General features: G+C 39.4%; 24 protein-coding genes and 3 pseudogenes. 17 read left to right on the forward strand and 10 right to left on the reverse strand.

Annotated elements, in window-relative coordinates; genetic code table 11:
* Nucleotides 1–68: 68 nt before the first annotated feature.
* Both V756_RS1000000124530 and ppsA read left to right on the forward strand, forming a co-directional pair.
* Nucleotides 69–571: pseudogene (locus tag V756_RS1000000124530) on the forward strand (SMI1/KNR4 family protein).
* Nucleotides 572–965: 394 nt separating this feature from the next.
* Nucleotides 966–3,575 carry a phosphoenolpyruvate synthase gene (gene ppsA, locus V756_RS0115305; protein WP_024715422.1) on the forward strand — a complete coding sequence of 870 codons (2,610 nt, stop codon included), beginning with the start codon at nt 966–968 and terminating at the stop codon, nt 3,573–3,575.
* Nucleotides 3,576–4,080: 505 nt separating this feature from the next.
* On the opposite strand, the gene bla is transcribed toward ppsA, so the two are convergent.
* Complete coding sequence (gene bla, locus V756_RS0115310; protein WP_024715423.1) at nt 4,081–4,995, reverse strand: class A beta-lactamase; 915 nt, start codon at nt 4,993–4,995, stop codon at nt 4,081–4,083.
* A 372-nt stretch (nt 4,996–5,367) separates the two neighbouring features.
* On the opposite strand from bla, the gene V756_RS0115315 reads away from it, so the two are divergent.
* A complete protein-coding gene (locus V756_RS0115315; RefSeq protein ID WP_024715424.1) occupies nt 5,368–6,003 on the forward strand; it encodes a type 1 glutamine amidotransferase family protein in 636 nt (211 codons plus the stop codon).
* 270 nt (nt 6,004–6,273) lie between these two features.
* Nucleotides 6,274–7,170 (forward strand): CPBP family intramembrane glutamic endopeptidase, encoded by an 897-nt coding sequence (locus tag V756_RS0115320; RefSeq protein WP_032682120.1) that lies wholly within the window; start codon nt 6,274–6,276, stop codon nt 7,168–7,170.
* A 78-nt stretch (nt 7,171–7,248) separates the two neighbouring features.
* On the opposite strand, the gene V756_RS1000000124535 is transcribed toward V756_RS0115320, so the two are convergent.
* Nucleotides 7,249–7,479, reverse strand: a complete 231-nt coding sequence (locus tag V756_RS1000000124535) for a hypothetical protein (RefSeq protein ID WP_024715426.1) — start codon at nt 7,477–7,479, stop codon at nt 7,249–7,251.
* A gap of 1,060 nt (nt 7,480–8,539) precedes the next feature.
* Between V756_RS1000000124535 and ynzI the strand changes: the two genes are divergently transcribed.
* Nucleotides 8,540–8,704 carry a small membrane protein YnzI gene (gene ynzI, locus V756_RS0115335; protein WP_024715428.1) on the forward strand — a complete coding sequence of 55 codons (165 nt, stop codon included), beginning with the start codon at nt 8,540–8,542 and terminating at the stop codon, nt 8,702–8,704.
* A 382-nt stretch (nt 8,705–9,086) separates the two neighbouring features.
* Here ynzI and V756_RS0115340 read toward each other — a convergent pair whose 3' ends face one another.
* The 3 genes from V756_RS0115340 to V756_RS0115350 all read right to left on the reverse strand — a co-directional run bounded on the left by V756_RS0115340 (nt 9,087) and on the right by V756_RS0115350 (nt 10,722).
* On the reverse strand, nt 9,087–9,893 hold the full coding sequence (locus tag V756_RS0115340) for a DUF817 domain-containing protein (protein WP_024715429.1): 807 nt from the start codon (nt 9,891–9,893) through the stop codon (nt 9,087–9,089).
* Nucleotides 9,894–10,004: 111 nt separating this feature from the next.
* On the reverse strand, nt 10,005–10,229 hold the full coding sequence (locus V756_RS0115345) for a helix-turn-helix domain-containing protein (RefSeq protein ID WP_024715430.1): 225 nt from the start codon (nt 10,227–10,229) through the stop codon (nt 10,005–10,007).
* A gap of 10 nt (nt 10,230–10,239) precedes the next feature.
* The gene (locus tag V756_RS0115350; protein ID WP_024715431.1) at nt 10,240–10,722 is read right to left on the reverse strand and encodes a DUF2975 domain-containing protein; all 483 of its coding nucleotides are present in this window, start codon (nt 10,720–10,722) and stop codon (nt 10,240–10,242) included.
* A 352-nt stretch (nt 10,723–11,074) separates the two neighbouring features.
* Between V756_RS0115350 and V756_RS0115355 the strand changes: the two genes are divergently transcribed.
* The 3 genes from V756_RS0115355 to V756_RS0115365 all read left to right on the forward strand — a co-directional run bounded on the left by V756_RS0115355 (nt 11,075) and on the right by V756_RS0115365 (nt 12,804).
* Entirely contained in the window at nt 11,075–11,989 is a 915-nt protein-coding gene (locus V756_RS0115355) for a VanW family protein (protein ID WP_024715432.1), read from the forward strand.
* Nucleotides 11,990–12,035: 46 nt separating this feature from the next.
* Entirely contained in the window at nt 12,036–12,530 is a 495-nt protein-coding gene (locus V756_RS0115360; RefSeq protein WP_024715433.1) for a YozF family protein, read from the forward strand.
* A gap of 79 nt (nt 12,531–12,609) precedes the next feature.
* Nucleotides 12,610–12,804: a hypothetical protein gene (locus V756_RS0115365; RefSeq protein ID WP_024715434.1), complete on the forward strand. Its 195-nt coding sequence runs from the start codon at nt 12,610–12,612 to the stop codon at nt 12,802–12,804.
* An 86-nt stretch (nt 12,805–12,890) separates the two neighbouring features.
* On the opposite strand, the gene V756_RS0115370 is transcribed toward V756_RS0115365, so the two are convergent.
* Nucleotides 12,891–13,250, reverse strand: a complete 360-nt coding sequence (locus V756_RS0115370) for a hypothetical protein (protein WP_024715435.1) — start codon at nt 13,248–13,250, stop codon at nt 12,891–12,893.
* Between the two features lie 273 nt (nt 13,251–13,523).
* Between V756_RS0115370 and V756_RS1000000124540 the strand changes: the two are divergent.
* The 6 genes and pseudogenes from V756_RS1000000124540 (at nt 13,524) to V756_RS0115405 (ending at nt 18,832) form a co-directional block, all read left to right on the forward strand.
* Nucleotides 13,524–13,863, forward strand: a pseudogene (locus V756_RS1000000124540) (DUF2178 domain-containing protein).
* A 224-nt stretch (nt 13,864–14,087) separates the two neighbouring features.
* Nucleotides 14,088–14,849: an N-acetyltransferase gene (locus V756_RS0115380; RefSeq protein ID WP_024715436.1), complete on the forward strand. Its 762-nt coding sequence runs from the start codon at nt 14,088–14,090 to the stop codon at nt 14,847–14,849.
* Nucleotides 14,850–15,124: 275 nt separating this feature from the next.
* Nucleotides 15,125–15,610, forward strand: coding sequence for a DUF4944 domain-containing protein (locus tag V756_RS0115385; RefSeq protein ID WP_024715437.1), 486 nt, complete (start codon nt 15,125–15,127; stop codon nt 15,608–15,610).
* Between the two features lie 120 nt (nt 15,611–15,730).
* A complete protein-coding gene (gene oxdD, locus V756_RS0115390; RefSeq protein ID WP_081719873.1) occupies nt 15,731–16,909 on the forward strand; it encodes an oxalate decarboxylase in 1,179 nt (392 codons plus the stop codon).
* 209 nt (nt 16,910–17,118) lie between these two features.
* Complete coding sequence (locus tag V756_RS0115395) at nt 17,119–17,412, forward strand: hypothetical protein (RefSeq protein WP_024715439.1); 294 nt, start codon at nt 17,119–17,121, stop codon at nt 17,410–17,412.
* Nucleotides 17,413–18,058: 646 nt separating this feature from the next.
* Nucleotides 18,059–18,832: an acetoin reductase gene (locus V756_RS0115405; protein WP_024715440.1), complete on the forward strand. Its 774-nt coding sequence runs from the start codon at nt 18,059–18,061 to the stop codon at nt 18,830–18,832.
* A 185-nt stretch (nt 18,833–19,017) separates the two neighbouring features.
* Here the strand turns inward: V756_RS0115405 and V756_RS0115410 are convergent, their stop codons facing one another.
* Nucleotides 19,018–20,055, reverse strand: a complete 1,038-nt coding sequence (locus tag V756_RS0115410) for a pectate lyase family protein (RefSeq protein WP_024715441.1) — start codon at nt 20,053–20,055, stop codon at nt 19,018–19,020.
* 169 nt (nt 20,056–20,224) lie between these two features.
* Between V756_RS0115410 and V756_RS0115415 the strand changes: the two genes are divergently transcribed.
* A complete protein-coding gene (locus tag V756_RS0115415; protein WP_024715442.1) occupies nt 20,225–20,902 on the forward strand; it encodes a YoaK family protein in 678 nt (225 codons plus the stop codon).
* Nucleotides 20,903–21,164: 262 nt separating this feature from the next.
* On the forward strand, nt 21,165–21,863 hold the full coding sequence (exlX, locus tag V756_RS0115420) for an expansin ExlX (RefSeq protein WP_024715443.1): 699 nt from the start codon (nt 21,165–21,167) through the stop codon (nt 21,861–21,863).
* 50 nt (nt 21,864–21,913) lie between these two features.
* Here the strand turns inward: exlX and hpaB are convergent, their stop codons facing one another.
* Entirely contained in the window at nt 21,914–23,365 is a 1,452-nt protein-coding gene (gene hpaB / locus V756_RS0115425; RefSeq protein WP_024715444.1) for a 4-hydroxyphenylacetate 3-monooxygenase, oxygenase component, read from the reverse strand.
* A 191-nt stretch (nt 23,366–23,556) separates the two neighbouring features.
* Between hpaB and V756_RS1000000123615 the strand changes: the two are divergent.
* Nucleotides 23,557–23,968: pseudogene (locus tag V756_RS1000000123615) on the forward strand (methyl-accepting chemotaxis protein); the annotation flags it as partial.
* Between the two features lie 113 nt (nt 23,969–24,081).
* On the opposite strand, the gene V756_RS0115430 reads toward V756_RS1000000123615, so the two are convergent.
* Nucleotides 24,082–24,372, reverse strand: a complete 291-nt coding sequence (locus V756_RS0115430) for a YozQ family protein (protein ID WP_024715445.1) — start codon at nt 24,370–24,372, stop codon at nt 24,082–24,084.
* Between the two features lie 45 nt (nt 24,373–24,417).
* On the reverse strand, nt 24,418–24,540 hold the full coding sequence (locus V756_RS0115435; protein WP_024715446.1) for a hypothetical protein: 123 nt from the start codon (nt 24,538–24,540) through the stop codon (nt 24,418–24,420).
* Nucleotides 24,541–24,657: the final 117 nt, after the last annotated feature.

Raw genomic sequence — 24,657 nt, forward strand, 5'->3', positions numbered from 1 at the left:
GGGCAGCTATCACGATCTCTTCGCATCTTTTGGAATTTTACTCACTTTACAAGAACAATAGTGGGGTGATGGAAACGACTAACTTTGTTCATAAGAGTGTAAGGGTTTGAAGAATCTCTAAAAAAAGGCGCTGTTCAATTGTTTTGTTCTGAAGGGGATATCACGGATTGCTTTGTTACTTTTTCTCCGGACAAAGCAGCCTTTACCGAAATTCATAACTCTGAGCTTGGAAATTTTTGAGCTAGATTCTTTAAGATGATGAAAATATCAGTGAAGGACTTCATTTATTCAACCTTGAAGAGATTGAAGCAGAATTGAAATGCGAGGACTTGTTTGAAGGCAACAACAGCATCCTGATTGGCGACTTACTGGAAGAATGACAGACAGGGGAAAAGTGGATCAAGTGACCATAATTGATCTCTTTATATTAGAAAGCGGCTTAGAATATAAACCACTAAACCTAAACTTTGAGAAATTTTTAGGCCGATATAGCCGATATATATACTGGCCTATGAAAGAGCCTTTTTGGGATTGGCGTTATACACCAGAAGATGATCACAGAACACGATAGCTTATGTATAAGAAGTTAGATTTGGCAGTCTTTTTATTTTTCTAAATCAATGATTAGTGAAGTTTACATAGAGTGAGCTTGGAAGGAAAATGATATGAAGGATTCCTATATCTAAACCATTCTGAGTCTAAAGGTCGGGACATAAAGAACCCAATCTTAGAAATCCTTAGGTGATTATGCAGGAATGGCGGGCGGCGTGACTGGGGGATCGGGAAATTAAAAAGAACCTGGTGAAAATGTTCAGGTTCTTTTTGAGTTGCACAAAAATAGACGCAATGATATAATCAGATCACGTCTGCTTTCCCTTGTATAAAGTTATAGATGTCCATCTTATAACTTTATTATATCAAGCTGGAAAGCTCTTGTCAAATTTTTTTCGAAGGAGAGATGTAGAGTGGGTTCTTTGGTGCTCGGTTTTCACGAAATGGAAAAAACACAGCTTTTGCTCGTTGGGGGAAAAGGGCTACATTTAGGGAAATTATCAAAAATTCAAGGGATACAAGTGCCAGAAGGATTTTGTGTGACAACAGTGGGGTACCAAAAAGCAATCGAACAAAACGAAACGTATCATGCTTTGTTGGAACGATTAGCCATGCTAAAAATAGAGGATCGAGATCAAATTGGTGAAATCAGCAGGGAGATTCGGCAAATCATTATGAAAGTGGAAATTCCTTCTGACGTTGTAAAAGCAGTTACTCAATCTCTCTCTAAATTAGGCGAGGAACATGCCTACGCAGTGCGGTCCAGTGCGACGGCTGAGGATTTACCACATGCCTCTTTCGCCGGTCAGCAAGACACCTATTTAAATATTATCGGCAAAGATGCGATCTTACAGCATATCAGCAAATGCTGGGCTTCCCTGTTCACGGAGCGCGCGGTAATTTACCGTATGCAGAATGGTTTCGATCACAGGCAAGTTTATTTATCAGTTATCGTTCAAAAGATGGTCTTTCCGCAGGCTTCGGGGATTTTATTTACCTCTGATCCAATCACCTCCAATCGAAAGCTTGTATCCATCGATGCCGGTTTTGGTCTTGGGGAAGCGTTGGTCTCCGGTTTGGTATCTGCCGATAATTATAAAGTTCGTGATGAGGAAATCGTTGAGGGGAGGATAGCAACCAAAAAATGGGCTATTTATGGACGTAAAGAAGGCGGAACAGAGAGAAGGCAGATTGATCCTGATCAACAAATAACTCAAACCCTTACTGAAGAACAAATTTTACAATTGGCATGCATCGGAAGACAGATCGAAGCTTATTTCGGTCAGCCGCAAGATATCGAATGGTGTTTGGCTGATGATACATTTTACATTGTCCAGAGTCGGCCAATCACGACTTTATACCCTATCCCTGAAACGGAAGATCAAGAAAATCACGTCTATATCTCTGTCGGTCACCAGCAAATGATGACAGATCCCATAAAACCATTAGGATTGTCTTTTTACCTGTTAATTACTCCTGCACCTATGCGTAAAGCCGGTGGGAGGTTGTTTGTTGATGTTGCACATTGGCTGACTACAACTGCCGGCCGGGACACTTTATTAAATACCATGGAATCCGATCCGCTCATAAAAGGCGCACTCATGACCATAATAGAGCGGGATTTTATAAAATTGTTACCAAATGATAAAAAAGAACAGAGTCTTGGTCAAAGCCGTAAAGGCATTCCGTTTGCGGGTTCTCAAGCACAAATCGAGTACGATCCGGCCATCGTCTCTGATTTGATTAAGCGCAGTCAAACATCGTTAGACGAGTTAAAACAAACGATCCAAACGAAATCGGGTGCCGATTTATTTGATTTTATCCTGACAGATCTCCAGCAATTAAAGAAGATTTTATTTGATCCGCAAAGTTCGGCTGTGATTAAGGCAGCTATGGATGCATCAATATGGATCAATGAACACATGAACAAGTGGTTGGGCGAAAAAAACGCAGCAGATACGCTTTCTCAATCTGTGCTAGGCAATATTACTTCAGAAATGGGTCTGGCGTTATTGGATGTCGCAGATGTGATTCGCCCTTATCCGGAAGTCATTGAGTATTTACAACGTGTAGAAGAGGATGACTTTTTAGATGAACTGCTTCAACTGGAGGGTGGACAAGAGGCTCAGGATGCTATCTATGATTATCTCAGCAAATATGGAATGCGATGTGCGGGAGAAATTGATATTTCCAGAGCTCGCTGGAGTGAAAAGCCAATTACACTTGTCCCTATGATTCTTAATAATATTAAGAACTTTGAGCCTAATGCCAGCCACCATAAATTTGAGCAAGGGCGGCAGGAGGCTTTGAAGAAAGAACAAGAGTTATTAGACCGATTGAAGCAATTACCGGAGGGTGAACAAAAAGCCAAAGAAACCAAACGAATGATCGACATTATCCGGAATTTCAGCGGTTACCGGGAATATCCAAAGTACGGCATGGTTCAGCGCTACTTCGTTTATAAGCAGGCTTTGCTGAAAGAAGCCGAACGACTCGTGCAAGCGGGACTTATCCATGAAAAAGAAGATATATTTGATCTTACGTTTGAAGAACTTCACCAAGCTGTACGCACCAATCAATTGGATGACCAGATCATCAGAAAACGAAAAGAGGAGTACAAATTATATGAAAAACTGACTCCGCCGCGTGTGATCACTTCTGACGGTGAAATCATTACAGGGGAGTATAATCGAGAAAATCTCCCAGCTGATGCCATGGCAGGCCTGGCTGTTTCTTCCGGAGTGATTGAGGGGCGCGCGCGTGTCATCTTAAACATGGAAGATGCTGTTTTAGAGGACGGAGATATATTAGTCACCTCCTATACTGATCCTAGCTGGACACCGTTGTTTGTATCCATAAAAGGCCTGGTTACCGAAGTTGGCGGATTGATGACCCATGGAGCAGTTATAGCGCGTGAATATGGTTTACCGGCAGTTGTTGGAGTTGAAAATGCTACCCAGCTGATAAAAGATGGGCAACAAATTCGCCTTCATGGAACTGATGGCTACATTGAAATATTATAATAGCCGGTGGAGGGTAGGGAGCCAACAGAATTCTCCCATCAGCCCCTAACTGGGAGTGGCGGGCTGACGGGATTAGCAGTTCCCATTGATTCAACAAAAATCGATAGCACAATAAGAAAAGCTGGAACCTCTTAGAGGAGGAATCCGGCTTTTTTAGTAAGTGAATAATGGATCTTAAAAGGTGAAATCTTGATTATAAAGGGGGCTGAGATACAGAACACATAGGTGGCAGACGACATTATGATAAACGTATGCTGGAACAAAATATGAATTGAAAAACGGAACAAGAGTAAGGATATGGTACGTAGGCAACCACATACAAACATTTGAAAAAAAGTTTTGGGTGGGACTCTAAAGTATGATGCTGACTGAAAAGAAAGAGAGAAGTAATACTGAGAATATAAAAGAACCGTTCAAAAAGAATGAACGGTGGGTTTAAAAGCAGAGTTTTTTCCTTCGGGGCAAAAGACTGAACATCATAGCTCAATATGGTGTTTCAAGCTCTTTATTTAAGATCGTTAAGGACGGTTTTTGCTGCTTCTGCGATAAGAGCATTATCATAATTAGCATCTTTCGTAAACCGATTTGATAGGATGGCCAAAACAATAGGAGCTCTGTTAGGCGGCCAAACGATAGCAATGTCATTTCGTGTCCCGTAACTTCCGGCTCCGGATTTATCGCCGACTTCCCATCCAATTGGAGCACCTGCCCGAATCAGTTCGTCTCCGGTCGCATTGCCCCTCATCCAATCGGTTAAGATCGTCCGCTTGTCAATTGTGAGAGTGTTGTCCAAAGTAAAAGCTTTAAGATCGGTTGCCAGTGCTTTTGCAGTGCTTGTGTCACGAATATCACCAGGAATCGCAGAGTTTAAATCCGTCTCGAATCGATTTGCTCTCGTTACATGATCGCCAATTTGTTTCAGTGACTTTTCAAAACCTTTAGGGCCGTCAAGTTGCTGCAGCAATATGTTCCCAGCGGTATTATCGCTGTAACGGATAGCCGCTTCAGAGATTTCTTTTAGACTCATGCCTGTATCTAGGTGTTTCTCCGTGATTGGAGAATATGTAACAAGATCGTCTTTGCTGTAGTGGATGACTTCATTAAGTTTTTCAATTGAGTTTTTCTTCAGGACAGCAGCTGCGGCCAGAACTTTATAGGTTGAGGCGTAAGCAAATCGTTCATGCGGCCGATAGGAGATTGTCTTGTTGGAACCTGTATCAATTGCATAAACGCCAAGCCTCGCATCAAACTTTTTCTCAAGCTGAACAAATTTTTTATTCGTTATACAGCTTTTCACTTTTGTGTCTTCTATGGATTTTGCTTGAGCATGTGCTGGGCTGTATAAAGGATTCAAACCAGCAAAGCTTAGACATAAAAGTCCAACACATATTCCGAATTTTATTGACGCTGCGTTCTTCAACGTAACCACGCCTCCTCATCCAATTAACATCATAAAATCAGGAAAAAATTGATAACGTTTCCCATGAGAGTTAGTGTAACAAAACCTATTAAGCTAGTAAACATAAAATCAAATTCATCTCACTTCTCAATTTTTAATCATAAACAAGACAATTTATTTTTAGAATGAACAATACGCAGAATATTACATTACTTTTAATAGGAAAAGGTTCAGGGTGTATTTCTATAATTGTTTTGCTGTCACCCATATGTCATTATGAAAAGGGGTTTAATATGACATATCAAACCAGTAAATCCAAAAAATGAACTTTCCGCAGCTGTACGGAAGTCATCTGTTAGAAAGCTTTATCAATTGTGATAGGAGTGTTAATCAATGAAAACAAGGAACGTTTATCTTTATGTTTTTCATACAATGTCAGATTGGGAATATGGATATTTAATTGCTGAACTAAACTCAGGGAGATATTTTAAAAAAGATCGATCACCATTAAAAGTAGTTACAGTAGGAGCTAATAAAGAACCGGTTACGACGATGGGAGGAATAAGCATCAAACCAGATATTTCCCTTGATGAGTGTACTCTTGAGAGTCATGACCTTGTCATTTTACCCGGAGGAAATACGTGGGGAGAAGATATTCATCAGCCGATCTTGAAAAAAGCTGGCGAAGCTTTGAAGCTTGGTACGATTGTTGCTGCTATTTGCGGTGCAACCCTTGGCCTCGCAAATGAAGGAATCTTAGATTCTAGAAAGCATACAAGCAATGACTTAGAGTATTTGAAAATGGGCTGCCCTGCTTATAAAGGAGAAGAGTTATATGAAAAGGGACCTTCAATATCTGATGAAAATTTGGTAACTGCTTCAGGAATAGCTCCCCTGGAATTTGCGATGGAAGTACTGAAAAAATTGGATGTGTTTGCACCTGATACATTGCACTCATGGTATAAGCTAAATAAAACTCATAAACCTGAATATTTCTTCGAGCTGATGAATACATTAAATGGAAATTAAGAACCATTTAACTAAGTGTCCCTGAACTTATGGGGCATTTTTTTATGCAATTCTAATAACCTGAGATACTCGTTTGTCAGAAAGAAAGCGGTGCAGCAGATAGCAGATCGTTTTTTTGTACTGAATCTCATCAAAAGGCAGCAAGTTGATGCATAAATGTGAAACAATAACAACATTTGGATCGTAATGTAACCATAAAGTTGAATCAAATTGCACAATTTATTTTCTTGTTTAGTGCATATTTTCACATGAGATGAAAGGGGTATCCAAATGGCACAGATTCATCATATCCAAAGCGGGCATAGCAATCATCCCAAATGGTCAGTCACTATTTTGCTCAGCTGGGGATCATTCGTATTCGCTTTGTTTTTTGCTACATTAGTCGGTACAATGGCCAGTCAAGCAGGGGCTTCCAAGCTCTTGCAGCACAGTATCCAAGCAGGTTTAGTGACTTTAATTAATGTCCCGTTGCTCTACATTCTGCTTAAACGGTCGTCTAGTAGACCATTCTGCTCTATCGGACTGTCTGGGTGGCGGCAAGCCATTCCGAAAGCCATGATGGGGGCAATATATGTGATTGTTCTATCCGGATCTGGATTCACGATCGCCCATTTATTGGGTTGGATTAAAATTACACAATTTCACTTTTCTGGACATTTAGTGACATCATTGCTCTTAAATATGATGATCGCTTTCTTTTATGAAGCTTTTCCAGAGGAATTAACGTTTCGAGGGACGGTGTATTCAGCTCTAAACAGGCGATTTAATGGTTTCACAGGCTTACTCCTGCAGCCGATCCTGTTTGTCCTTGCACCATTAACTGTAAGCGGGTTGCAATATATAGCTGGAATTGAAACATCCGCAATTACATTAGGTTATATCATTTTATTGTTGTCTTTTGGATTCATCCTTCAACTTTTGCGAATGGTAACGGGAAGCCTATGGACGTCTATCGCCTTTCATTTAGCCTTTCTCGAAAATTCTCGGTTTTTCGTCCGGCAGGGGGAGGAACGCTTTATTACCTATGAAGAAATTGTGCCGGGTACTGGAACTCTGTTTGTGATCTTTTTTATGTTGCTTATTGTTGGCACGCTCCTATTAATACCTGCAGTTATAGCTCGCTGGCGGGGTAAGAATAAGAGAAACGAGAAAGATGTGGAAGTATGATAAGTGCGACGCTTGGACTAATCTTTGGGGTCAGTATATATTTGTTCCTCGGGTTTTACGGCAGTCATTCCATTTAATTCAAATCGTGTATTTTACTATGTTCACACCAAGAATAAAGGCTGCTGAACCAAACAGTATATATCCAGACCATTTTTGTTTACTTGATATTGCTTGAACTCCGACTAAAGATAAGAGGATTGCAACGAATAATTGCGTGATCAGCATGAATAATTCATTTTGATTAAATAACGAATATACACAAAAAATCAATGCGATACAAGAGACCGAAATTTTCGCGATTTTTAACAAAGTACCACTCCTTATGCAGTCATAAAATAACGTTAACATACTAAACATCTTAATCGGAGAGCAATAAGAATCAAGGTTGAAGAAATATTTTGAATAAAATGTAAACAGAGCAAATGAATCTAAATGCCCTGTTTTATTCCGCATTGTCGGCATGAATGGCAGAATCCAGCCTTTTTACAGACTTATAAACTATAAACCAATTGTCGTAGTGTTCTTCATGAGAGAAAGGTTAATATTGACTTGGATAAAAATATTTAGTAACTCTAGAGTGGGGATACGATACTTGAAAATGAATGAAAAGGATTAAAAGGGGTGATAAGCTATAAAAAAACGAATCGTGCTTTCCAGTATGATAGGCATCCTGTTATCCATCCTTGGCCAATTATTCGGAATCTTATCTGATTTCTTTCTTTCGGGTAATGCTCGGTTTATAGGCATTTTAGCGGGATTTGTTGTGTTATTCAGTTTAAAGGCAAGAAGTATAGATATGCAATCCTTTATCGTAGGTTCAAGTACGGCGATAGGAATAATGGGCGCAGGGATTTTATACTTTCCTGCTGCGCTTATCAATATCTCCATTGGTTTTGAACTTAACAAAAAGAGACGAGAAGAAAACAAACCCATCTAAGCAGACTGCTTTTGTGTAGGAATATCATAGAAAATGACAGTATTAATATAACAATTGTTTGGTGAGGCTGATATGGATATAAAATTTTACAGGCTTCTTAGCACAAATGAAGTCGAGTTTTTTCAGGTCATTGCTTAACTGAAGAAAGATATCATGAACACTTCATAGCTGATACCTATTCTTTTATAGATGATCTGTTAAACATGAAACCTGATTGCAACTTCTTTATTAAATAACAGATGTATAAATCAGATTCTGAGTTGCTGGAATTTGATTTTCCATTTGATACAAGAGGTAAACGAAGACATTAATCTAAATAACATGAGCAATAGTGATTTTAATTACCTATCACAAAAATAATTTTTGAAAAAGAAGATGACATTTTTACTCATTCAGAATTACTCGGTTTTATTTAGAAAGGGGTCGAGTAAGATGGATAAGAAAAAGGATGAAATTCAAAGAAAATATAGAGAACAGATGAGGGAGAAGGAAGAACGAGAAAATGAAGATGGAAGTTCACATACTTTTGAGATTGTTGTTGTACTAGCCATCATCATCTTGATGTTTTTCTTTAATCAAGTGTTTAAGGCTTTTTAGAGAAAAGATATCTTTTTAAAGCTAAAGCGAGGTGGAAAAAAGACAAAAGTAAAGCAATTAGATGGGTAGGACCCCGGTTTGCTGTGTTGCATATGTCTACACGACCTAATTGCCCGTCATGAAAGCTAGTGTCTCACATGCAGACATTAGCTTTTCGTTGTTACATCAGTTAGGCCAAACTGCCGTGCTAAGCGGGAGGGTGAGAATTGGTTCATTTCGCAGGCGATTCAGATCAAACTACCCGCTGATCCATATAGAGTTGGCGAGGGGACTTCTGAACTGTGTAAAATGCCGAAAGCTCGATCAAAATGGTCAAAAAACAACCAGAGTCACATAAAAGAAAAAAGCAACGATTCGATCGCTGCTTTTTCATTTTATTCATTCACTTTGATACGCTAGGGAACTTTAATCCAGTCTCTGTTTTTGCGGGACTCAGTTTCTTAACTTGTTTTAACGTCGCTACTATAAGAAAGCTAACAATCACTAACAAGAGCCATGAGCTCACTTTTCCTAGATGAACGAGGCTCCATGCCTCGGTTTGGTTTGGGTAAGTCCAAGCTCCAAAAAACGTTGCGATATTTTCGGCTATCCATATGAAAAATCCGATAAGCACAAAGGAAAGTGCAAGCGGCATACGGTAGCGAATTCCATTCACCTCATATATAACCCATGATCGCCAAAAGACAATGATGACAAGGCCAGATAACCACCAGCGAATGTCAATCGAATAATGGTGGATGAAAAAATTCAAATAAATCGAAGCCGCAAGCGGTACGACCGCAAAAAAAGGCGGCCACTTAACCAGTTCAATATTAAGTCTCCTCCACGCCTGGCATAGATAACTGGCTACACTTGCGTACATAAAGCCGCTATACAAAGGCACCCCGAATATTTTGGAATACCCTTCCTCTGGATATGACCAGGAGCCCATATGGACTTTGAAAAGTTCAAGAGCAAGCCCAATAAGGTGGAACAAGGTGATCACTTTTAATTCATCCCATGTTTCCAGACCAGAACGGACCATACCCCACTGCATGAGAACGCAGATGATGAGCAGCCAGTCATACCTTGGCAAGAAGGGAAGAGGAATGATTTGTGTAATAGCTAATGAGGCAAAAATAACGACAGGAAACAAACATGAAAGGGCCTGTTCCCAACCAAAACGAATGAGTTGTTTTAGGGCTCTCATGATGTGTGCCTCCAAAGGTTATTTATGCATATATGCAAGCCGCGCATAGATGGATATAGGGTTACATCCATAGGGTCACCGCCAAATCTGTTTATTTTTCTTTTGCCCTCTTTATGACTCCTGTGTGTCTTTGTCGCTTCGGTATTCCAAAATATCTCCGGGCTGACATTCTAAAGCCTTGCAAATTGCTTCTAAGGTTGATAATCGAATGGCCTTTGCTTTTCCGTTTTTCAATATCGAGAGATTAGCCATTGTTATGCCGACCCTCTCCGAAAGCTCCGTTACGCTCATTTTTCTTTTAGCAAGCATCACATCAATATTGATAATAATTGCCATGTTCATCACCTCAGACCGTTAAGTCATTTTCTGATTTTATATCAATCGCTTCTTTTAACAGTTTTTGAAGAACAGCAGCAAAGACCGCAATCACCATTGAAGCAAAAATAATGACAAAACCTATGACGATGATACCTGGGGCGTCGTCTATCTCGGCAACAAAATAAAAGGCTGGTACGCCGGCTGCAAACAAGACGCTGATAGTGACCGCGCAGTACGTAATATTTTTTAAAGCTTTTACAGCCATTTTGGAAAAAGCTTTGTTCTTGTCAATGTAGTTTAACAATTTAAACGCTTGATAAAGAGCATAGTAAAAAGGAATCGCCGTTACATACAAAAAGATAAAAACGAGATATTGTATATAAGCCATATTCGGAAATAAATCTCCAATATAATTGGCTATCTTAGGAACCACAAAAATACACAAAGCTAGAATCGGAATTCCAATAAGAATAACAGCTATCCTTAAAAAGAGTGTTGATACTCGATTCATGAAAAGCACCTCACTTATTATTGTCCATTTGAATGTACCATATGATTTATCGTTTCTCAATAAAAAAATATTGAAATGGATTATTTTATTATTGATATAGAAGATTCTTTTTTCATTTAGACAAGACAAAAAGCATTTCTCATTACAGAGAGATGCTCTATAGTTTTACACTTTTGCGACTAAATGAACGTTGTGCATCAGTGAGCCCAGAGATTCGGAGATATAGCTCTTTATAAGGGCTTTTTTATTGCTCAAAATATGAAGCAACTCTACAAAGTCAAACTAACGAGGGAAGACATACATCAAAGGATATGCCGCTGTTCATACTAATGCTCAGGAGGTAAACCGACTTATGATACACATTTGGATCACTGGCCTTTTATTATTGGCTCAACCGAGCGAGCCGCCTGACAGCTTAACGGTCACACAACAAGGACGGACGATTGCCACTGTTAACCGTGAGAACTTTACGATGCCTCTTCCCGGCACCCCGATGATTGACCATGAAAAGTACCGTACATTCATCGAACAGCTCAATAAGCAAATTTATCGGGAGCCGATCAACGCCAAGCTTAATAATCAAGGAGTGATCATCCCGGGCAGGATTGGCTTCAAACTGTATCAGCAGGCGTTTAAGGAAAAATTTTATACTTATTTCTATGGGCAAGGCCCTTCCAAGGTAGAAGTGCCGGAATTGAACATTTATCCGAAAGTTGACAGCGAAATGCTTGCTCACATCAGTACGCAGCAGCTTGGTCAGTACGTAACATATTTTAATTCGAATAATAAAAGCCGTTCACATAATATTTCCCTTTCCGCAGAAGCAATTGACAATTATGTTGTTTTCCCTAATGAAACATTTTCATTTAATAAAGTTGTTGGAATGAGGACTCGGGACAAAGGATACAAAAGCGCGCCTATTATTGTGAAAGGTGAATTGTCCGAAGGTGTGGGCGGAGGAATTTGCCAGGTATCATCAACATTATTTAATGCAGTCGATCGCGCAGGGCTGCGAATTGTTCAGCGCTATTCCCATACAAGGAGCGTACCATATGTTCCGCCCGGACGTGATGCCACAGTAAGCTGGGGTGGTCCTGATTTTCGCTTTAAAAATCAATATAACCAGCCAATATTAATCCGGGCAAAACGGTATGGAGGGAGTATGATTGTTTCACTTTATTCTTCTGATGTGATCAATAACAAACTGAGAATAGTTCCTAAAGCGCCATCTCAAATACCGAAGGAAATAAAAACCGACCGGCAGTAGATACTATTTTTGGACAACTAATGAAAAAGGAAGAAGGGACAAATAAGTGAAGAGGGTATTATTTTCCATATGCGGTTTATTATTTGCATGTACTTTTGTTCAAACAAAAGCGCTCGCCCTGACTTTTACGGTATTGCCCATTACACAACAAACAGACCAGTGGTCAGTAGAAGTAAGTGAAGCGAAAGAAGGAAAAGAATTTGCGGCACCTAAGGAAGGAAAATATAATGTATATTCCTTGGAAGTCAAAAACATAGGAAAAGAAGCGGCTACGGTGGATGTGCAATTGTATAGAAATGATCCTGATTCAATGACAAAGTTTTCACTTTTTGGATGTCCCGATGAAAATTGCGTAAAACAAAGAGAGGAAGCTAAAACCTTAGCTGAAAGTTTAAACGATGGCTCCCCAATGAGGTTTAATCATTTTTTGCTGGCAGATCAGGCCTCTGAATTAGAAGTTGTGATTATTTGGACGCAAAAAGGGCAGGAAGGACGCCAGTTAAAACAGACCTTTACATTCACTGAAAATGGTGTTAATTAAGCTGTAAAGCAAATTGCCATTATCCCTGCTGCGGAGGAAGGGAGGGGGAGAGTCAAATAAATATGATAGGATGGTTTTGATGATTAGGTCCATTATTTTGCCAGAGGAAAAAACGAAAATAACTGTTGGAAAACCAATCAAAGATGAGTCAAACGTCAAAGTGACTGCGATTTATGACTACAGAGAAGAACCAGAGGAAGCCTTTTGGATACACTTGTCCGATGGAAGTGAATTGTTTGTTGATGATCACAAAGTTTTTATTGAATACGAATAGAGTAAGATATTGAAATGAATCACATCCTGCCGCATTAAGCTTAAAATGATAAAGATATAGGCAGTTACATCTTTAAAAAATGCAACTCAGTTAAAACCGTCAATTTCAAAATTTTCTATGTCGAGATTTAGGTTTTTCAGTTGTTTTAACAAAACTTCAAATTTTAAGCAATCACCATTTTTCGCATTCTTCGGAATAGATTCAGGATGAGCAATTTTCATCCCGGACTCAATCCATTGTTTGCGATACAATTGAAATGCAGCTTCAATTAAATGATCCGGAGTAACAATAAAGCCTAATCTCACATCATGATCCTCACTGTAACCAAACTCAAAATCGCAACAGGGGCAAATGTCGAACGTTTTTTGATACTCGCCTTTATACAAAGGATTTTGACTCAATCCTTTAAATCCGCAAATTAAACATGAATATAATTTTTTCGCCAAGTTTAATTCTCCTTTTATCTTTTATTTACTTTTGTTGTCCCGCAGCAAATATTACTCCGAAAAAAGAAATGCAGTGTACAGTATTTATTTATATCATAATACGCGATACTCGCATTACTTTTTCCATCATGTTCTGAGTCATTTATTAAAGCAAAGAGAAGTGCAGTGCAGCTCATGCTTTGAACTACCCAACTGTATCATTCTTTCCGTTTTTTGCACCACTGTATATCATAAAATGCACTACCAAAAACATCAATTACATCAGAAAGGTATATGAACCTGACGTTGAATTTCGTCAGGTTCTTACTGGATTCTGGCTATTTCCCCTGTAAGTCATGGGCTGAATTTTCTCCGGAGAATTGGAATATTATCCCTTGGAATTGGTCTTTTACTGCTTATGGATAGTATGATTTTCACTTATGTATTGTATAAGAAGATTGGGAAAGAAGACGAACGAACAAATAAAATCTTTTTGAAAAGCAGCTTCTATATGCTAGTGGCAATCATTCTATGCGACGTGATTTTCCCTAAAGAATACATGTGGAACATTTTTTCCCTGTGCAAATATGCGCTGGCATTTTTAGCTGCGGGGATTTACCTAGCGGGCCAATGATATTATTCTGTTTGAAGAGTTACCAAGAGGGACTCGCTTTGGATTTGATTTGGATGAAAAAGGAATCAAGATAAAAATAAGAATTTAAGAAGGTTTTTTTATTTAATTGGCAAAATGAAAGAGAAGAAGTATTCGAGATGGATGGGTATTCATTCCTGTTAGTCATTAATACGTGTTCTTAGCGAATATGAGTTGAATATTATTAAAGGAGGGAAGAAGAAGACATGAGCTACATTGAAATCACAAAGGAGAATATTGAAGACAATCATATTTGCTGTGCATTGGGTGCGAAACAGTATGAGCATGCGGTCAATGAAAAGAAGCGATGGCTCAAAGCCCGCATGGATGAAGGATTGGTATTCTATCGCTTAGATGAACGGGCAAAAGTCTTTATTGAATACTTACCTGCAGATGAGGCATGGGTGCCAATCAATGCACCTAATTTTATGTATATTAATTGCCTTTGGGTATCAGGCAGATATAAAAATAACGGTCATGCGAGACGATTGTTGGACAAGTGTATAGCAGATGCGAAAGCACGCGGAATGGATGGGATTGTCCATATCACAGCAAAGAAAAAACTTCCTTATTTAAGCGATAAGCATTTCTTTGAGCATATGGGATTTACTTTGCTTGATGAAGCCTGCCCTTATTTTCAATTAATGGCTTTAATATGGAATGGCCTTGCTGCTTCACCTGCATTTAAGCAACAGGTGAAAAGTGATTTTGTGAATGACAAGGGGATTACGATTTACTATACAGCTCAGTGTCCATTTGCAGTGGGCGTGTTAGAAGATTTGCGGGAATTGACTGCAAAGAAAGGGATTCCATTTCAGTCAATTCGGTTATCATCGAAAGAAGAGGCACAAAAATCGCCAGCCATTTGGACGACTTTTAGTGTTTTTTTTGATGGGAAATTTGTGACTCATGAGATCATGAGTGTAAATAAATTTGAAAAATTACTTAATAGACTATCAATAGTTTGATTAAAAAAACAAAAGCCCACTTCACATGAGGCGGCTATATTCTTTGAGCTTTTCCTTACCAAGACATGCAAAGCAAGAGGATGATTGACTCAATGAAACAAAAAATGCATGGAAAGGCATGTTATAAGCTTCAGCCTTGTCTCTGTAACACTTTAATTTAAGCTCAAAAGTGTAAAGCAGCCATCTGTTGTTGTATCACTGGCACTTTTTATTCTCTTTTCAGTAACATTTTCAACCCATTATCCTACTAAAAGATGAGGAAAGTGAGGAAAAACATGAGAAAAAAGAGCAACATGAAAAAATGGCTAGTGGTGATTGCTGCATTTTTGATGATCTGCATTGTATCGACCTTTGTTACGGTGTCAGGAAAGAAAGTGAAATATGAGGGCAGCGGGAAAAGCGGATTATGGGTTTCTAACCTTGAAAAATCGGACAAAACTTCAATTGGGCCTAATTACTTTTTGAATTTGTATTGGCAGGGGAGTAAGACAGACGAAAAAAGGACTGTTGTTGGGAAAATCACTTTATACATAGATGGCCAAAAGTATGATGATAGGGAAGGTTATGATTTATCAGAGTATACAGGTGAAGAAATGCCAGGCGGAGGACAAATGGAAGACCACATTGCTACCTTTGATTATATGCCTGAGGATGAAGTGATCGGGCATGACGTTTTGGTAAAAGTAGAGTGGAAGACAGGTGGAGGAAAAAAACAAACAGAAGAAATCAAATTACATAAGAAGCCATGGTATAAAAGTTAGTTCATTTGATAAGCAGGTGATCACATCAGTGGTCACTTTTTTATTTGCGATCTCAAGGCACAGCAATATGAGGCCTTGCATAGGCTGAAATAAAAACCTGTAATTTTTTAAACGAGGTGTTTGCTGTTGGAAAAACAACCAATCAATCATGAAGACAGAAACGTGCCGCAGCCTATTCGGAGTGACGGAGCCGGAGCGATTGATGCGGGTCCGCGAAATGTGATGCGGGATATTCAAAATCCGAATATAGTTGTTCCGCCTGTTACAGATGAAGGCATGATTCCGAACTTGAGATTTTCATTCTCAGATGCTCCCATGAAATTAAATCACGGCGGCTGGTCGCGTGAAATCACCGTCAGGCAGCTGCCGATTTCGACCGCCATTGCAGGAGTAAATATGAGCTTAACCGCTGGAGGAGTACGTGAACTTCATTGGCATAAGCAAGCGGAATGGGCTTATATGCTTTTAGGACGGGCCCGTATCACCGCTGTCGACCAAGAGGGACGAAATTTCATCGCTGATATTGGCCCGGGCGATCTTTGGTACTTTCCAGCAGGGGTTCCGCATTCGATTCAAGGATTGGAACATTGCGAATTTCTGCTCGTCTTCGATGATGGGAATTTTTCTGAGTTTTCAACGTTAACCATTTCAGATTGGCTTGCACATACACCCAAAGATGTTCTGTCTGCAAATTTTGGTGTCCCAGAGAATGCTTTTCACTCTCTTCCTTCTGAACAAGTCTATATCTATCAAGGGAATGTCCCGGGATCAGTCGCCAGTGAAGATGTACAGTCACCATACGGAAAAGTCCCCTTGACCTTCAAATATGAGTTGTTGAATCAAACCCCTATCCAAACGCCAGGGGGGAGCGTCCGAATTGTGGATTCTTCTAACTTCCCGATTTCCAAAAACATAGCAGCTGCACTTGTTCAGATTGAGCCTGGCGCGATGAGAGAGCTTCATTGGCATCCCAATAGCGATGAGTGGCAGTATTATCTGACAGGACAGGGACGCATGACCGTATTTACCGGAAATGGCACTGCCCGCACATTTGATTACAGAGCAGGTGACGTTGGATACGTGCCTTCTAATGCTGGGCATTATATACAAAACACTGGTACAGAAACGTTATGGTTTTTGGAAATGTTCAAAAGTGACCGCTATGAAGATGTGTCACTCAATCAGTGGATGGCATTAACACCTAAAGAACTGGTGCAGAGCAACTTGAATGCCGGAACAGTCATGCTCGACTCTCTGCGTAAAAAGAAAGTGCCTGTTGTGAAATATCCCGGCACATAAATGATCAAGTTAAATACTCAGAGGCTGAATTCAGTCCTAAGCATTTCAATAGAATACAATATTAAATCCCTATGTATATTACGTTATGTAGGGTTTTTCTGATTGCATCGTATTGAGATAGGCCTTAACATGTTTATATGGAGATGATAACCATTGTTAATTGACCATTTATAGGATGGTTTAAAATTCTATCAATACGGAGGACGAGAATGAAAACACTCACATTCTTATCCAGTTTGACTGCTATTGGAGTCTCAATCTTGGGGCAATGGCTAGGAGTGCTGGATGATTCTTATGCTGTTGGTAATGCTTGGTTTGTAGGTGTTTTAGCGGGTTTGATTACACTTCTTATTTTGATTGACAGTCAAGTGATGACAAAAAATTTCATCGTAAGTTTAAGTACAATTTCAGGCGTTCTGGGAGTAGGATTTTTATATTTTCCAGCTGCAATCATCAACATTTTTTTAAGCATTAATTTGGACAAGAAAAAGGACCTTACGTGAAGATCAAAGATTCTTTAATGTATTTCTTAGGAGGGGAAGCGCATGGATTTACCCACATGGGCTTATATCATATTTACAATCATGGGTGCTGCAGGTTTTCTAAGTTTAATGTGGTTCAGTTATTTTTCTGACAAAACTGAAAAGTAAAGTGTGATTTTAAAACCCTTGCATTTCTGTAAAGGGTTGATAAGTTTACATAACAATATTATTTTAAACAACAAAATCAATCAACCAATTGATTTATGTACTAAATATTCATTTTAACTAGAATAGGATGGCACTAAGAAAAAGAACTTCTTTACATCATATTAAAATCGAGACTCAATCACTGCATATGATACTGTTCATCCAAAAAGATTAGTCAATAGATATTCAGCATCATGACAAGATCCAAGACCTTATTGATTGACGTTTATATTGATCAAAGTCTCCAATCAAAAGGGCGGGGGAAACGATATGAAAAAGTTTTACCCCCTAAAATGAAGACTGAAGGGCATTGATTCAAATGTTTTAGGTTATATAGAGCGGGTAGAAATTTAATATTAGCGCCAAGCTTTCTTTTGTCTTTGCTGAATGATGCAGAGACAACATGATTTGTTAAAATAAATATAGAGTCACAACCACTCATTGCGAAAGGGGAATGTTTATGTCCAAAACAGCGGTCGTTACAGGTTCTGCAGGCGGATTAGGGAGAGGCATCGCAGAGAGACTATGTAAAGATGGTTTTCGTGTAGTGCTGCATGACATCAATGAAGCAGTGCTGAATGAAACGGTTTCGGCATTCAAAGAAAAACACTTTCATGTGATTGGAGTGAAAGGTGATGTTTCGAAACGCGATGACCAATTCAATTTGGTTAAAGAAGCAGTAAATCAGTTTGGCCGTTTAGATGTTTTTATAAACAATGCGGGTATTGAAGCTGTTTCACCATTTTTAGAGATATCAGAAGAGCAGCTGAATAAATTATTTCAGGTTAACGTGAATGGAGTTGTCTTTGGCACTCAAGCAGCTGCTGACCAGTTTATGAAACAAAAAACAAAGGGGAAAATTATTAACGCATGCAGCATAGCGGGGCACGAGTCATTTGAAATGCTGGGCGCATATTCAGCGACAAAGCATGCGGTGAAGTCTTTTACACATTCAGCTGCTAAGGAGCTGGCGAAGTATAATATAACAGTGAATGCATATTGTCCCGGAATCGCCAAAACGAAAATGTGGGACAGAATTGATGAGGAAATGGTAAAACACAGTGATGATTTGCAGCCAGGGGAGGCTTTTGAAAAATTTTCTTCCAATATAGCTCTTAAAAGATATCAAACACCTGAGGATGTTGCTAATTTGGTATCATTCTTAGCTTCAGATGCTTCGGATTACATTACCGGTCAAGCAATATTAACTGATGGCGGCCTAGTTTATAGATAACATAAAACTACTTGCGATAAACTGTTATAATAAGAAAGCCGATTGAGACGTTATCATGAAAAGGCAAATACGCTTTTTGGTAAGTATGGTTTGACCTGCCTGGACTTGATGGGGTGTAACAAGATCCCTTAAATATAGCCAGTACAAAAAGAGGCTCGGCGTTTGTTGCGCAAGCCTCTTTTGTGTCAGTAGCCGAATACCAGAGTTGTACTTTGTGATCCGGCAAATTTCGTGACAAATTCTTTTGTATATTCCGGCGTTTGAACTCGGTAACTGTAATTAGAACCGGGATTCCAGAAGGTCAGCGGAGAGGTTTGCTTATTGAGAGACGGGTAGCTGCCTGTATCCTTAAAATAACCAGTACCTTTGTCATCGAGGATTCCGCCTTTTTCACTGCCTTTGCCAAAGTAATTATACTCGGAATATATTCTGGCTTTTGTAGCAATCGTAATCGCCTGATTAAAATTGTTGCTGTAATTGTTTTTAACATGAAAGTATCCGTATCTCATGAGACCCGGGCCTCTTACATACAAGTTCTCAAAATAATTATTGGCGATTGTCATGTGGGGATAGCCATCATATTGATGCTGCGAATCATCTGGGTATCCTAAAATCAAACCATATTTATGATTTGCGAATCTTGAGTTGCTGATCGTGATATAATCTGCTGATTTTCCGATATACAGGAGTTTGTCCAAGTCATTTCCGCTTGCACTATAGCTGTGGCCTGAGAATGTGACATGGTCAATCCAATAGTTGGTACCGGAATCTAAATAAAGCTGGATATCATTATTTCCGTTAATCTGCGGACTGTGTTCAAATGTAAGGTTTTGAAAAATGACGTTTCCGGATGAAGATGAAGCAGTTAAATAAATATTTTTAAGGTTTTTTTTCGCGAAAGAGCCTACGAGTGTTTTATTTGAGCCAATGGCAACTGTTGTTTTCGAAGATGCAGAAAGGTCATTTTGAAGCACTAAAATTTTCGGAGTGGATCCTCCTAGATGGACTTTTAAATCGTTTACGCTTTGAATGTAAACGATCTGACCGTTTTTGCCGCCCGTTGTGCTCGCTTTAGAAATGCCTTTTTCGTTTTTAGCATTTCCGGCAAACCCTAAAAGCCCATTCGTTGAGGTATTTGGAAAATCGACGGCACCTAACGCTTTTCCAGGCAAGAGAATGAATAACAAACTGAACATGGCGAACCATAAACAACATCGTTTCATCACAATATGCTCCCTTTCGATTTTTTAATCATTTCTTTGCGAGGATAATTATTACAATAAACAGGCAGAAAAGATAGGTTCAATATTCCTAATTAATTCCTTATAACCTAAAAATATACACATGGTGCTGAAAGTCACATTAACAATTGAAGAAAGGATTGATACACCGTTGAGTGCAGCTGCTTATCGAAACACCTTGCTTTCACTTTTATGTTTAACAGCTGGAATTGTGGATGTAATCGGGTATTTAAGCCTGGGACACGTGTTTACAGCTAATATGACTGGAAATATCGTATTATTGGGGTTAGCTATCGGCAAATCTCTTCAAGTCACCGTTTTTAATTCTTTGACTGCGCTAATCGGATTTATGTGCGGTGTGGTTATTTCAACATTGATGGTCGGAAAGGCAGAAAATACGCTTTGGCCGTCTGCTGTAACAAAAGCGCTGGCGCTAGAAGCATTCATTTTGTTCGTCTTTGCTTGTCTATCTTTTTATTCGGCTTTTGTTCCTGTATACATTCTTATTACTCTTTTGAGCATTTCCATGGGGATTCAAACAATAGCAGCCAAAAAGCTGGGGGTCGCAGGTATTTCTTCAACTGTGCTGACCGGGACATTGGCATCTCTTTTAGAGGATTTGTCCGGGCGTTTGTTTTTTAAGAAGCAGAAGAAGACATTCATAAGAGATACGGTGTTAAGAGCGCTGGCGATTATCTTGTATTGTGTGGGGGCTATTATTGTAGCTTTAGCCGTGCCTGATTTATATGACGTCATCATTTGGGTTCCGATCGTGCTGATATTTGGCATCATGATGACAGCTAAGCTGAAACTAAGGCGGGGAAAATAATATCTCTTAACACGCCAACAGCCCGTTTCTTTTTCGTTTAAGGCCATACAATACAGTCAGCAAATCAAAATAAGACATTCGGCTGACGGGCATACTCATTCATTCGTATGGTCTGTTTCATAAAAACCCTTCCTTTGATATATGAATGGTAGTGAATATGTCTTAAAATTATCTATGAATCTATTTCCTCTTTCAAACCAGATGGATTGAGTTTTATAATGATAATGATTCTCATTTGAAATCTGGGTTGAGGAGGATATGTATGAAAAAGAAAATCAGTGCGATTGTTGGTGTGGTTTTATTGATGATTCTTTGTTTTTCCCCGCAAGCTTCGGCAGCCTATGACGGTATGCACGAAGGTTATGCCACGTATACAGGGTCAGGGTATTCGGGAGGAGCTTTCCTGCTGGATCCTATTCCTTCCGATATGGAGATTGCTGCAATCAATCCGGCAGATCTCAATTACAAGGGAGTGAAAGCGGCACTCGCAGGCTCTTATTTGGAAGTGCAAGGGCCAAAAGGAAAAACAATTGTTTACGTTACCGATCTGTATCCTGAAGGCGCCCGGGGAGCTCTTGACCTGTCACCTAATGCCTTCCGAAAAATCGGCAATATGAAAGACGGAAAAATCAATATTAAATGGCGTGTTGTCAAAGCCCCGATTACCGGTAAATTCACATATCGGATCAAAGAAGGCAGCAGCAGGTGGTGGGCTGCCATCCAAGTCAGAAATCACAAATATCCTGTTATGAAAATGGAATATGCTAAAGACGGAAAGTGGATCAACATGGAGAAAATGGACTATAACCATTTTGTCAGCTCGAATGTAGGGACAGGCTCTCTCACAGTCAGAATCACTGACATCCGCGGAAAAGTTGTGAAAGACACCATTCCGCAGCTGCCTGAAAGCGGAACGTCCAATGCATATACAGTACCGGGGCATGTACAATTTCCTGAATAAAAAATACGAAACAGCGGACTTTTTTCCGCTGTTTTTCATATGAACAGATATCAATCATCAGCATCTCCATGCAAAAATGCTTTAATCATGTTCACCTGCTGCTGCATTGGATAGCTGTTATACAGCCTGCTTGAAATCCGAATGGGATCTCCGAAAAAGAATCTTTCGTAGTGAGTTTGCCTTGTTCCAAATGAACTCATCGTTAAATCCCACGCCAAGCGGAAGATTTTCACACGCTCCTCAGCATCTGTATTGGTTGCTTGAAGGTATTGGTCAAGATCTTCCCGTATCTCTGAATCAAACGCATTTTCTGTCGGCAGCGTCACCATTCCGCTGGCACCAATTAACTGAATGATTTCAGTAAAACGAGGATATAGAGTTGGAATGATTGTACTGATGACTTGAAGAGGAATTAAACTGGGACGCATATAGCCGGTTTCATCTAATTGTGCGTCATTTTCTGATTTGTCAATGAGTGCTTTGATTGTCTCCAATCCGACAATGATTTCGGAGAGCTTTTCGTGTATATGCTGATATTCAGAAACATTAATGGTGTCGACCAAAAGCTGTGCCATGCCTAATAGAAATTCAATTTTGACCATTTGTCTAATAACGACCTGATGAAAGGTAAAAGCATGAAAAGAGCTTTTCGCCATAAAATCATTAGCTACTTCAACATTATCGTAAAAAAACACACGATTCCAGGGTACCAACACGTGATCAAAAACGACGATTGAATCCATTTCTTCATACCTTGAGCTTAAGGGGTGATTAAAGGCAGATTCACTTAATACAAACGATTCTCTTGTGATGAATTTCACACCTTTTGTGTTAGAGGGAATCGAAAAGGCAAAAGCTTCATCCTTTTCAAAATAAAATTTCGGTGCTGAAAAAACCAAGATTTCATCAGTTAATCCACCTTGAGTTGCAAGCAGACGTGCGCCTTGAATGATCAATCCTTTTTCCGTTCTATCAATGACTTTAGCGGATATCGGCTTTTCACTGATTCCAAAATAGGACTGTGACCGGTCCACTTGGGGGGTAATGAAGGTATGGGTAAAGGAAAGATCGTTTTCAGCCGCTTTCTGATACAAGTTTAGTATGTGTTCCGGAAAGCAATTCTCTTTTTCTCGTAAAAGCTCTGCTGATGATGCAAAGCTCATCATCACCGTATTCATATAATCCGGACTTCTCCCCATCATTCCGTGAGTATGTCTAGCCCACTGTTCAATCATCTTCCTTCTTTTTCTCAAATCGCTCTTAGTTTTAGGCTGGAGATAGGAAAGACCAATTCGCTCATGATCTCCAGAAAGACGATAAGTCATGTCATTTATGAACTCATCCTTCGTTTGCAAATCATAAAGAGAGCTTTTTGTTTTGATAATTCCTTTAAATGCAGGATGATCAGAAATGTTACCCTCTATTTTTTTGCCATCATACCAAATTTCGTTTTCTAGTTCGTTCAATCGGTCAATGAATTCTTTTCCATTGATGATCCCCATTTGACGTTTCGCTCCTTCAAATATGCTCGCAGGATCATTATATTTTCGAAAGAACAGTCTGTTCAGCCAATTTGAGATCGGAAAAGCCTATTTTAGTATCCGTTATAGAAAAAGCGAAAAAGGACGAATGGCCAATACCATGCAGACAAAGCAGCAATGCTCTCCGCAGACGGTTTTATTAGCATTAAATGCAGCAAGGGAAAGGATTTGCGGTGGTGGCAGAAGAAGTTCTGTTCGCAAATTGGCTGAGGAAACAAATTAATCTGCAATCACACATTCGATGGTAACATCTATCTAAAATGAATCGGTTGAAACGGTGAATACCATCAAGGTTGTACTTGAAAATGTGAGCTCAGGCATCGTTCTTTCTCAAGAGATAACAGGGAATTTCAATGAAATCTAAACCTATTGGAATAGGTCACTTCTCAACTACAAGAAGTCGCAGCAGCAACTCAGCGCTTACATCAGGTGTTGAAGTAATTCAGCATGCTGTTCATACATTGGCTGCTGGAACAAAAGAAACATCAGTGAATATAGAAGCAGTTGCAACATCCCCAATTGGCGGAAGTACTTCAAATCGTCATTAATCGTTTCAAATACTGATTAGATGACATGACGTTTAAACCCCATCTTATTCGGTGGGGTTTTCATCTTTTCAGCCATTTAACTAAAAACGGAACTAACTTCCTTCTTTCAAGTTAGCTCCGCTTGAATGACTAGTCCAAATTTTGATCGATAGTCCCCTCAAAATAATCATCGCTCACTTGTTCATGAGTTTCAGCCAAACCTTGTTCTAATTGCGTGTTTCCTTTATAATCTGAGGGCTCAAAGTATTTCCCGGCTACATCCGTTGTGTCATTCATGTTTTCTTTGTTATGAGCTTGTGATCCGGTGTTTACACTTTCAGTCTCATTGCTGTTTACAGTTTGCTGAAAATCATATTCCTTGTCTAATGAAGAAAATCTTTTATAATCATCAGGTCTGTCGGCTCCATTTTTTTGAGTCACTTTATTTCCTCCAGATAATTGAAATGTTAGTGCGGGCATAAAAACTTATTTCGTTTTTTTAGCATCTGAACCATGTTTTTTAGGGACATCTGCTTTGAAAGCTGTCTCAGTCTCATGGTCATTTCTTGTTTGTTCAATACTTGAATTTTGAATTCCCTTTTTACTCATTGGTTTCACTCCTTTTCGAAAAGTGTTGACATATCAACTCTTCTTATTTTGTCTGTTGATCAGGTATTCATGCGCTTTTTTCATTCGCGATTCCCCGATCAGGAGAGGCGATCATGC

Origin of the sequence: Bacillus tequilensis KCTC 13622, from assembly GCF_000507145.1 — a bacterium.
GTDB lineage: Bacteria > Bacillota > Bacilli > Bacillales > Bacillaceae > Bacillus > Bacillus tequilensis.

Coding starts and splice junctions, on each gene's coding strand:
- V756_RS0115320 (WP_032682120.1), top strand. CDS start 6,274: ATGGCACAGATTCATCATATCCAAAGCGGGCATAGCAATCATCCCAAA.
- V756_RS0115405 (WP_024715440.1), top strand. CDS start 18,059: ATGTCCAAAACAGCGGTCGTTACAGGTTCTGCAGGCGGATTAGGGAGA.
- V756_RS0115340 (WP_024715429.1), bottom strand. CDS start 9,893: ATGAGAGCCCTAAAACAACTCATTCGTTTTGGTTGGGAACAGGCCCTT.
- hpaB (WP_024715444.1), bottom strand. CDS start 23,365: ATGGGGATCATCAATGGAAAAGAATTCATTGACCGATTGAACGAACTA.
- V756_RS0115365 (WP_024715434.1), top strand. CDS start 12,610: ATGATTAGGTCCATTATTTTGCCAGAGGAAAAAACGAAAATAACTGTT.
- V756_RS0115435 (WP_024715446.1), bottom strand. CDS start 24,540: ATGAGTAAAAAGGGAATTCAAAATTCAAGTATTGAACAAACAAGAAAT.
- ynzI (WP_024715428.1), top strand. CDS start 8,540: ATGGATAAGAAAAAGGATGAAATTCAAAGAAAATATAGAGAACAGATG.
- exlX (WP_024715443.1), top strand. CDS start 21,165: ATGAAAAAGAAAATCAGTGCGATTGTTGGTGTGGTTTTATTGATGATT.
- V756_RS0115410 (WP_024715441.1), bottom strand. CDS start 20,055: ATGAAACGATGTTGTTTATGGTTCGCCATGTTCAGTTTGTTATTCATT.
- V756_RS0115315 (WP_024715424.1), top strand. CDS start 5,368: ATGAAAACAAGGAACGTTTATCTTTATGTTTTTCATACAATGTCAGAT.
- V756_RS0115385 (WP_024715437.1), top strand. CDS start 15,125: ATGAGAAAAAAGAGCAACATGAAAAAATGGCTAGTGGTGATTGCTGCA.
- V756_RS0115380 (WP_024715436.1), top strand. CDS start 14,088: ATGAGCTACATTGAAATCACAAAGGAGAATATTGAAGACAATCATATT.
- V756_RS0115395 (WP_024715439.1), top strand. CDS start 17,119: ATGAAAACACTCACATTCTTATCCAGTTTGACTGCTATTGGAGTCTCA.
- V756_RS0115350 (WP_024715431.1), bottom strand. CDS start 10,722: ATGAATCGAGTATCAACACTCTTTTTAAGGATAGCTGTTATTCTTATT.
- V756_RS0115355 (WP_024715432.1), top strand. CDS start 11,075: ATGATACACATTTGGATCACTGGCCTTTTATTATTGGCTCAACCGAGC.
- V756_RS0115345 (WP_024715430.1), bottom strand. CDS start 10,229: ATGGCAATTATTATCAATATTGATGTGATGCTTGCTAAAAGAAAAATG.